Origin of the sequence: Vibrio methylphosphonaticus (genome assembly GCF_023634655.1) — a bacterium.
Lineage (GTDB): Bacteria > Pseudomonadota > Gammaproteobacteria > Enterobacterales > Vibrionaceae > Vibrio > Vibrio methylphosphonaticus.
Map to the genome: position 1 here is coordinate 240,492 of NZ_JAMKMS010000008.1, position 10,013 is coordinate 250,504.

Sequence of the window (10,013 nt, forward strand, 5' to 3'; positions counted from 1 at the left end):
TGCGCCCATTACATTAAAGCCTACTTCATTTGGTGTTCACTAAACTGGGTGCCGACCGTTGCAAAAATCATCCCTGATTACACCAAAAACAGACATGTTTTTTCCAAGGTGATTACCCTATATTTGAGCTATGAACTAAACGTAATTATCACCGAAAGAAGTAGAGGGATAACAATGGATTCAGAGAAAACGTGGGCAAATGACGCTTGGAAAAGTGTGTTTGAGAAAGTCAAATTTACTAGCGAAGACATTTCAGTACAGTTTCCTTCCATGACGTCTGAAGGTAGGTATGAAGATACCCACGCTCCTTGGGCTTGGGTCGTCGGTTTTTGGCCTGGTCTGTTGTGGCTGCTTTATGAGAAAGAGCACTACCAGCCATTCAAAGGCATCGCCATAGCTCGTGAGAACACGATGGATGGTCCGCTTGATGAATATGTCAATATCCATCATGATGTTGGCTTTATGTGGCAACTTACTTCAATTAAACAGTATGAACTATTTGGCAACGAGCGTTCTAAAAATCGTGCACTTAGAGCAGCGAGTCATCTAGCGAGTCGATTTAACATCAATGGACGTTTCTTAACCGCTTGGAATAAAAATGATGTAAGTGCCGCAGACCCGAAAGGTTTGAGTATTATTGACAGCATGATGAACTTACCTCTTCTCTACTGGGCTGCTGACCAACTAGATGCACCGCGATTCAAACTGATTGCCATGGCGCACGCAGACACTGTGCTTAAAGAGTTTATTCGACCAGATGGTTCGGTAAGGCATATGGTTGAGTTTGACTATATGACTGGCGATGTGAAAAGCTACTACGGTGGTCAAGGCTACAATGAGGATTCTGCGTGGAGTAGAGGCGCATCATGGGCGGTTCATGGTTGTGCATTAAGTTATAAATACACGAGAGAGCCAAGATACCTAGAAGCGGCCATGAGAACCGCTGACTTCTTTATTGACCAGTTACCTGAAGACGCAGTCCCACATTGGGACTTTAGAGCTCCAAGAGATGAGAATACGCCAAGAGATACTTCTGCTGCAGCGTGTGCTGCGAGTGGTATGTTACTCATCTCTGAGCTTGTTGAAGATGAAACAAAGAAAGCACATTACTTTGAAGCTGCCAATCGGATCCTAAAGAGTCTTTATGACAACTACTGTACAGCAGGCGAGGATAATCAGCAGGGAATCTTAACTGGAGGGGCGTTCAACTGTCCGAAAGGGTTGGGTGTTAATTGCTCTCTCATCTATGGTGACTACTACTTTGTAGAAGCTCTATCCAAACTGGTGGCAAAACTTTCGGTTGAGAAAGAAGAAACTATCGGCCAAGAAACGGCGGTATGATAGCCAGTAATAAATAGTAAATTCTAAGTTACGAGCTATGAATAAAAACGCCTGATATGGAATATCGGGCGTTTTTTTCGTGCGCCGAGCATTGTGCCAACCTAGGAGGTCAAAGTCCGCTACGTGCCTTGTCGAGCAGGACACGTTAGCTTATGCAAGGGTGTCTATCGTGAGGTGGAATCTGAAGGAAGTAAATGGCAAAACATAGCTTGACGAACAGAAATCTGATAGTAGGCATAGTCAGCTTGGGTAACCTAGCTACAGATAGAATAGCCCGAAGTCGCGAACAGAAGTGCTACTATGCAAATCAGGCTGAGCTATGATAAAGGGGGTATCTTACCTCGGGAGTTCTTAACAATTGTCCCTTAGACTAGGCTAGTAGTGATGCTAGACAAAGATTGATAAGAAGTCAGCAGAGGGAATAAGCGCAATGGCTCCCATAATCTTATTAGCAGTGTGGCATACTTTCGTGTCATAAGAACCATCACCAGCCACTCAGGATACTTCGGCGTGTTTGTTTTACACTGCCTCTTCATCAATCTAAAAGGTCAGAGAGCCATGAGAGGTTGTGGGTGTAGCTGGTTAGGTCGCAGGTTCTGGATTTATTCTACTGAATTACGCAACAAAGCCCTCGCTATTTAATGATGATCCTAGTCAGCGCCATTAACGTTCTTTCATGTTTGAGTCGAATCGCTAATTACACCGTAAATTGCGACATCTCTTTATTGAGCGCGATTACATTTTGCTTCAACTCTTCGCTAATCCTAGCGACCGAATTCACCTCAGATTCAGTATTATTCGCAAGCTCAAATAAGCCATGTAGATTAGAATTTAACTCTTCCGTAACCGAGGTCTGCTCATTGGCAGCCGTCGAAATCGTAGCATTTACCTCATTCAACAAAGTGATTGCTTGGCTAACCCGAACCAGGGAATGGTTAGATTCTTCCGCAACTGTTGTAGCATGAACACTCGATGCTCTACTCACCTTCATAGATTCCACAACATTATTTGCGCTAATCTGCAGTTTGTCGATCATCACACGAATCTCTTCGGTGCTCGTCTGGGTCCTGCTGGCAAGTGTTCTTACTTCATCCGCTACAACTGCAAACCCTCGCCCTTGTTCACCTGCTCGGGCAGCTTCAATGGCGGCATTGAGAGCCAGTAGGTTCGTTTGTTCAGCTATTTGTTGAATCACCTCAAGTACCGAGCCGATTGCTTCAGTCTCTTGTCGTAACTCATTCATCGCATTGGAGGACAAGTGAATATCTTTATTGAGTTTGTTCAGTTCCTGCACAGCATCGCATAGCGAAGCGGATGTTTTTGTTGCTTCCTCTGTTGCATTATTAGCAGCACTAGCGGCTTTAACCCCATTGTTGGCAATTTCTTGTGCACTCATAATCATTTCATGAATGACATGCGTTAAGAATTCTGTTTTAACCTTTTGCTCTTGTACTAATTCTAAGCTGGATTGGGATGAGTTATCTAGTGCAGCAGACGCGCCTTTAATCACCTGAGCTTCTGTTGAGACACTCTTGACAATCAGGCGAATTTTTTCTGAAAAGTCATTAAATGACTTAGCACATCGACCCACCTCATCATCAACTTCAACCACCAAATTATGGGTTAAATCTCCCTGACCATGAGCAATGTCTTGCAATGCTTCGTTCATATTATCAAATGGCTTTAAGGCCTTCATGATAGAGAACGCACACGCGGCTAATGAAAGAATAAAAATCCCTAAAGTAATCAGACCGGTTTGATTCATAATTCGAGTAATCGTTGACTCGAATGAGTTAACTTTCTCTTGCGCAGCAAGATCAATATCATCAATAAAATATCCTGTACCGATTAACCAGTCATAACCGGGTACATTTTGCGTGTAGGCAAGCTTGGGATAATATGCAGAATTTGTGCTTTTTTGCGCGTCATACTGTACAAATCCGCCACCAGATCGAGCTTGAAGAACCATTTCTTCAAGCGGGTGCGGTTCAGTTGGGGAATCACGAGTGAAACTTAGCTTTTTTGGTTCAGTTCTATTGATTCGACCATTTGCAATCGACCATTGATCATAAGAGTTAAGAAAGAAGAAAGAATCATCATCAAATTTAAAACGGTTCGCTATGTCGATAATCTTCATATCCCGCTCTTTTGACGCAGGTAGTTTTAATATATCCTGCATGGATGATAGAGCTAACGTTACTAGGTGTCTTAATTCATTTTGTTTGTGTTCCAATAGAACGACACGCTCGCGCTCTATTTGCTCGTTTTTAAAATGCTTCAATTCATTGATAGTGGTTGTAAATAAGGCTAGTGACACGAGCAATAAAGGTACAATACAAATGAACAATAGTTTGTTCTTTAGAAGTAATATTTTTTTCAACAGCTCAATCCTCACGCCACGGTTTAAGATACTTAATCAGGTAATGTATTAACAAAACAGTTCAATCAATTGATAAACCATAACCATCATGAGTCAGACCGAAAAATCATCACGGAATGACTTCTATTGTTTCGTATATTTATTATTGAAATGGTTTATCTCTCTCAATAAAGCTACTTCATACTTGCCCCAGTAACCAAAACTAAAATATCATCAAGAACTTTAGTGGAACCAACATAGATTCCCCATCTGAATCCAATTTCTTCGGTTCTTTTAAATTGCCCAGTACCCACTAACTCACCATCAATATACATTTCGTAATCCAAGCCATTGTCACGAACTTTCATATCAAATGGCTGTCCTAAGACATTGTTACGAATTTTAGTGTGCTTGGCGCCGCGTGGATAGAACCACAGACTTCCGTCACCATGCACTCTCAACATGACCGACCAATGATCGACGTTATTGCCTTTAGCTTGGAACAAAGAACAGTAATGCTTTTTAACAGGCTCTGCTGAGCACCCCGCAGCTTTCAATACGTTGAAGCGTGCAGAAAATTCATGCCAAACACTAGGTTCTGGTAACCAGCGGTCTTGAGGACTAAATGCCTCTACCCGAGCTGCTAGCTTACGCTGATTACTAACATTCTCTTCGTCTTTAAACAGGCGGAAAATTTGTGTGTTACCTTCCTCTTGATACCACCGGCTCCATAGATGAAACTTATCTTGCGTAATTGAAGGGTGCCCTACGGTATGTATACGATACTTATTGCTTTCGCTATTAATTGGTCGATTACCATAAGGTCCGGTCTCCACTTTCTCGTGATCAATTTTAATACGAGAACCTTCAAAACCTGCTGAAGTATGTGTCTGGAGTGGTTTTAAAGCATCTGTACTTAAGATTTGTGACCAAGTCGGATCCGTTCCTTCTTGAACGTAAAACTGATGAGTACCAGCTCCTTGTTTATTGCTATCGGGAACCTTATTATCGCTAAACGCCGATGCTGATATCGTTAACCCTAGTATTGAGAAAAATAAAATATTTTTATACATTTTGGTTTACACCTTATTTGCACGAACATAGACATCAAAATAAATGTCATAAATTTAGATCAGCATCACATCAATTAGTATAAGATAAAACTAACCCCTATCACTATTGATGAAATACTGGAATTTAATCGTAAAAACACACCTTTAATGTTCAAAGTCTCGTTAGTATTCAAACTAATAACGTTACGGAATAAGATCAAAAAAAATAACACCTATCTTTGGATTCTGTAACGTCAAGAATTGCGATTGACACTCCCGAATTCAACGGCGAAGTGTGACACTCGCCAATATCAAACGACTAATGCCATTTCTTGAACGACAATCGCTGGTTGGTTGCAATATAAACACTCTTTCGGTGGGTAATCTATCAGCGATAAAGTGTATTCAATATCGCTGTTTATTTAGAGTTGTTAGGTCGTTCCCTTTCTTCACATATAGCTTCTTCATTAATTAACAAGGTAGGGTATTAAGGCTGGCTAAAGCTTAATAGTAGAAGAAGCAAATTTTGACATGGAAGTTATCAATTATTTACATTGTAACTTCAGAAATACCTAAGCAAAATGGAAAAAGTAACACAAAAAAACTTAGCAACAATAAATTAGGTGTAGAGAGATATATTTACAATTCAAATTAATTCCAACATTAGGTGAAACATTATATGATTAAGAATAGGGTTTTACTATCTATACTATGTGGCTCCATGCTAATTGCTGGTTGCAACAGTGAAGAACAGTCTAATAATGGACCTATAAATCCACCAGGAGGCAATGACAAGCTGACTGGAGTACTGTGGGAACTAGCCCCCCAAGGCGTAAGTTCTCTATCCAAAACATCAGCAGACCTACCCAATATCTATCTGTTTTCTGATGAGGGTTTGAAATACTATCATGATGACGTAGAACCCGGAAACTATCAAATAGAGTACTCTGATTATGTCCATGATGAAGATAATAAAGCCATTTCATTTAAATACTACGACGACGATTCTATTTCAGAAATATCGGGTACGTATTCAGTCGAGAATAATGTACTTACCATCGTTGATGGAAGTTATGGCGATATAATCGGCGACGATCTCTCTGATGATGAAGCTGTAAATGATGCAGTATACAAGGCCGACAATGTAACTGAAAACAAAGTGGGTAAAATTGAAGATCTATTGACCACCAGCGCTGGTGAGCTTCGCTTTGCTGTTCCATCAGATAAAGTCAGTTCAGGTCAATTCACATTAGATGCCACTGTACGTCTAAACATCGATGATGAAGTTGGTGACAATCAAAGCGATTACGCATACGTGGGTCTCTTTAATGGTAGTTTTACATCTGGGAAAAATTTCGGCGATATCGTAATGGATAATGATCCAGCTGAAGGAGGCGAAGGCAGAATTCGTTACCGTGAAGGGAATCCTGGATTCTCTGACGAGGTGGGTAAGTTTGAATTTGGCGTTCCTATGTCCATTGAAATAAGCTGGGACGAGAACTACTTCACATTTAAGATGACACAAAACGAAGAAATTATCGCTGATGAATCCGTAAACTACGCTGTAATCGCTGGTCCAATCGACCGTTTCTCTTTGCGTGTAGGCTCGGTAAGTAAAACCAGTCGCTACGAGTTTTTAGTGGATAACCTCGAGGTGTACTCAAATGATTTGCAAAAAGTGGTCTTTTCCGATGACTTTGAGAGCTATAGCAGTGGACAAGATTTAACTGGAGGCAATGTTGGAGGCTACCACTCTAGTACCATTCAATCATCTGTAACCACAATGCAGGGAGAACTACCAGTGGATATTAGTCAGTTCTATAGCCAAGACGGGACTGATATGACCTGGCAAGAGGTATTAGACACCGGTAATCTATCACCACTGGGCACGCCAACTTCAAAAGGTGTCGAAGGTTCGACTATCACTATAAACCAAGAGGCGGTAGAAACTGGCCCTTATGGCAATCGACCAATCAACAGCGAGGCCAATAACTACCGTATACATACGGTTGGTAACACGTCAATTAGCCCAAATAAATTTGATGCATGGAGCCGTTGGTATCAAGAGGACAGCAATACCCAGATTTTCCGCCTGTTTAAAGACGAAGAAAGTGTTAGTGGTTCACGTGGACTAGCAGCTCGTATAGAGGCTTTTAGCCCTGATGAACGCTGGGCACCAGGTGAATGGCATGAATTTTCTGCGCGGTTTAACGTGCTAAAAGCAAAAGGTTGTTCAGCACAACCTGTAAAAGACCATTACTGTTCATTGTTTCAAGCAAAAGGCAACAATGTTGATCATTGGTCAGTCATGTTGAGAGTGCATGGAGATGGAAGCTTGTGGTTCTACCCACGTATCGGTGACAAGATCAAGATTACTGATAATACGATTGGTAAACCATTTGACATGCGAGTTCGTGACAATGGCTTAGACTATGAAATGTACATTGATGAAAAACTTGTCGGTAGTGGTCAATTTGAGCGTACCGAAGAAGTTGGTTTCCGGTGGGGGATTTATGTCGGTGAAACTGAGGTTGTTGACGATATCTTGGTTTTGGTTACCGGTGCGAGTATGGAATAAAGCATCATATGACGAGAAATTACCAATCTTACGTTAGGTTAGAAAACGACAGCAGACCTCTAAAAGCTATACTTTTTGGCCTGCGATGTTGATGTTGTTTGGATTCTCCTGTGGGGCTCAAGTCCGTGTAATTTGGCCGTTTCAATCAAGCTATAACGAGCCGCATGCGCTTGAGCACCTGATGGTGTACGAATGGAGGGGGGGACATTTTCTGCCATGATGTTGCTGATGCATAGCTAACCATTATCGCAGTAAGCTACCAGTTTTGACCACTGATTCAACATACAACTGACAGCTTTACTCGTTAAGCTTTCTGATGGCAGTTGGGTAATGTTCTTATCTAAGTGCCTTCAACTTGTTCAACACAGGAGTGCTGTGCTTGTGCCGATCTCTAACGTAGACTTACCTATTTTTTAATTCAGTCTGCTTACGTTCAATGCGGTAAAGTGTATTGATGTAACCGAGCGCTGTATCGGTTTTACTGACTTTAACTTTTTCCCTTTGGCTGCGCATCGAGCGGATAGCGATTGAAGTTTCGCTTCTCTAGCTGATGCCCTGTGAGGGTGATGACCTCGTCGGAGCGCTTTGGCCATTTAATTTTTTTCTGCTAAGGATTTGTAGTACAGCACAAAGCCATTATATTCCCAAAACAGTCACTTAGTTTTGTTGCGCTGTTTATTGATAAATGCATCGAGGTGGCCGCTGAATGGACTGTGTCCAAGTTCCATTTCGGCGAGTGCGCTCAATCCATTGTGTGACTTTATAAAATCGATGGGGTCACGGTAAAGGTAAACGGTTGGTAGGTGCTACCTAGGTCTTAATCTTGTTTGGGTTAGGTTACAAAAACAATTAATGTAATGACGAAATCTTGTTTTTAAAACCATGATAATGGCTTCATAAATTCCATTATATTAATGAATGAGTTGTAATCACTCTGCAATAATCAATTTGAGCTAATATTTTATTTTATTTTATAACTTATAATAATACTTATACACTAATATTTTGAGGTGAAAATTTTTCTCATTAATAATCTATTCTCTGTTTTGTACAACTGAAGCAAAATTTGACCTAGTAAAATTCAATTATTTACATTGAGGGCTTATCTAATAATAGGTCACTATGTCTAAAACTTTTGCATTGAAACCATTTATATCCAGTAATCAGTTTTCCGGAGAGGTTCGATACTAGGTTTTATCGTTTTCATTATATCGATTTTTGTCCTAATGAAATAAGTGGTCAAACAAGATTGAAACTTTGTCCAAGCCAACGAAACTTAATGAGATTATACTATGAACAAACTGCAATTTACGATTCCTTTGGTATGTGCGTCGTTACTCCTCGGTGGGTGTTCTGACGAAGAAAAAATATCTGGCAACCCTGGCGGTGGTGATGGTGACACTACTCAATTGACAGAAGTATATTGGGAACTCGACCATGAAGGAGTGAAAGCGGAGGCTGCTACTGATGCAGATCTTCCAAACGTTTACTACTTTTCTGGAAGTCGTTTGAAGTACTACAATGATGACAATGTCAGCGGGACTTATGAGATAGAGTTCTCTGATTTCAATTATGATGAAGAGACTAAATCTATCACTTTCAACTATTACGATACTGATGTTAAGGTAGTTCAAGGAACGTACAGTTTTGATGATGGCGAGCTCATCATTGACGGTGGAAATGATGGTTTCTTCAACGGTGTTGACCAGTATGATAATAAATTAGTTGTAGATGCAGCGAAAGACGCTGATGACCGTTACGGTGAAACTAAGGTCGCGCGCATTCAAAATATTACAGAGGAACTAAGTGGCACCCTCAATATGGCGCTCAATGAACCGGCTGCTGAAGGCTCGTTCGATGCAGATATTACTTATCGTTTAAATGAAGATAGCGCTGAAGATGGTGATTCTAAGGCATACGTCGCTGTTTATTCGAATGGTTTTGCATCAGCAAACAGCTACGGTGAGTTGTTGTTCGAAGCTATTGATGGCGAGCGGGCGCAGATTAAATACCGTAAGCTCTCAAATGCTTTCTCTGATCCGATTTGTGAGTTCACCATGGGTGAAACGCTTCCAATCAAGACTACTTGGGGTAATGATCAGTTCTCATTTACCATCGAGAATGCTGAAGTGAACAGCGATAGCGCTGACATAGAAGGTAATACTTGTACAGCAACTGTTGACTATGCTGTTAGCAATGAACCGGTGAAGTTTCTGAACGTTCGAATTGCGGCTAAAAAGACAGTATCTTCTCACGAAGTGCTTGTAGATAACATAAAATCGGTGACAGGTGAAACGGTTTTGTTTGATAACGACTTTGAAAGCTTTGCGGATGGTTACGAGCTTGGTGGAGGCCATGGCTTTCGAGGAGAGAGTGCTCAAGCTACTGTCATGACGGTAGCGGGTCAACAATAATTAGGGTGCTCTATTATGTATCTTCCTAAAATACGTTAACAGTATCTCATCAAGCCAACAGCGTTAGCTGTTGGCTTTTTTATGTGCTTCATTTGACGTTTTCATGCTGGGGCTGAGATGTGGCTACATATTGTTCTATTGACCCGTATCTGCAGTTTTAGACACTGAGTTAAGTGAGTACAATCACTAACGTGTTGAACTGTGACAAGCAAGGAAAGACGTATTATCCATTTTTCTGGATTTAAAGGGCGTTGTTGATCAAATCAGCT

5 protein-coding genes and 1 pseudogene are annotated in these 10,013 nt (G+C 41.0%); 3 read left to right on the top strand and 3 right to left on the bottom strand.

The features are described 5' to 3' along the window. Nucleotides 1–174: 174 nt before the first annotated feature. The gene (locus M9196_RS11890) at nucleotides 175–1,341 is read left to right on the top strand and encodes a glycoside hydrolase family 88 protein (protein ID WP_250617747.1); all 1,167 of its coding nucleotides are present in this window, start codon (nucleotides 175–177) and stop codon (nucleotides 1,339–1,341) included. A gap of 697 nt (nucleotides 1,342–2,038) precedes the next feature. On the opposite strand, the gene M9196_RS11895 is transcribed toward M9196_RS11890, so the two are convergent. Then, on the bottom strand, nucleotides 2,039–3,736 hold the full coding sequence (locus tag M9196_RS11895; RefSeq protein WP_319946341.1) for a methyl-accepting chemotaxis protein: 1,698 nt from the start codon (nucleotides 3,734–3,736) through the stop codon (nucleotides 2,039–2,041). 158 nt (nucleotides 3,737–3,894) lie between these two features. Next, nucleotides 3,895–4,773 (bottom strand): hypothetical protein, encoded by an 879-nt coding sequence (locus tag M9196_RS11900; RefSeq protein WP_250617748.1) that lies wholly within the window; start codon nucleotides 4,771–4,773, stop codon nucleotides 3,895–3,897. A 658-nt stretch (nucleotides 4,774–5,431) separates the two neighbouring features. Here M9196_RS11900 and M9196_RS11905 point away from each other — a divergent pair. Further along, entirely contained in the window at nucleotides 5,432–7,330 is a 1,899-nt protein-coding gene (locus M9196_RS11905) for a hypothetical protein (RefSeq protein WP_250617749.1), read from the top strand. Between the two features lie 653 nt (nucleotides 7,331–7,983). Here M9196_RS11905 and tnpB read toward each other — a convergent pair. Next, nucleotides 7,984–8,115: pseudogene (gene tnpB / locus M9196_RS23720) on the bottom strand (IS66 family insertion sequence element accessory protein TnpB); the annotation flags it as partial. A 507-nt stretch (nucleotides 8,116–8,622) separates the two neighbouring features. Between tnpB and M9196_RS11910 the strand changes: the two are divergent. Beyond that, on the top strand, nucleotides 8,623–9,744 hold the full coding sequence (locus tag M9196_RS11910; RefSeq protein WP_250617750.1) for a hypothetical protein: 1,122 nt from the start codon (nucleotides 8,623–8,625) through the stop codon (nucleotides 9,742–9,744). Nucleotides 9,745–10,013: the final 269 nt, after the last annotated feature.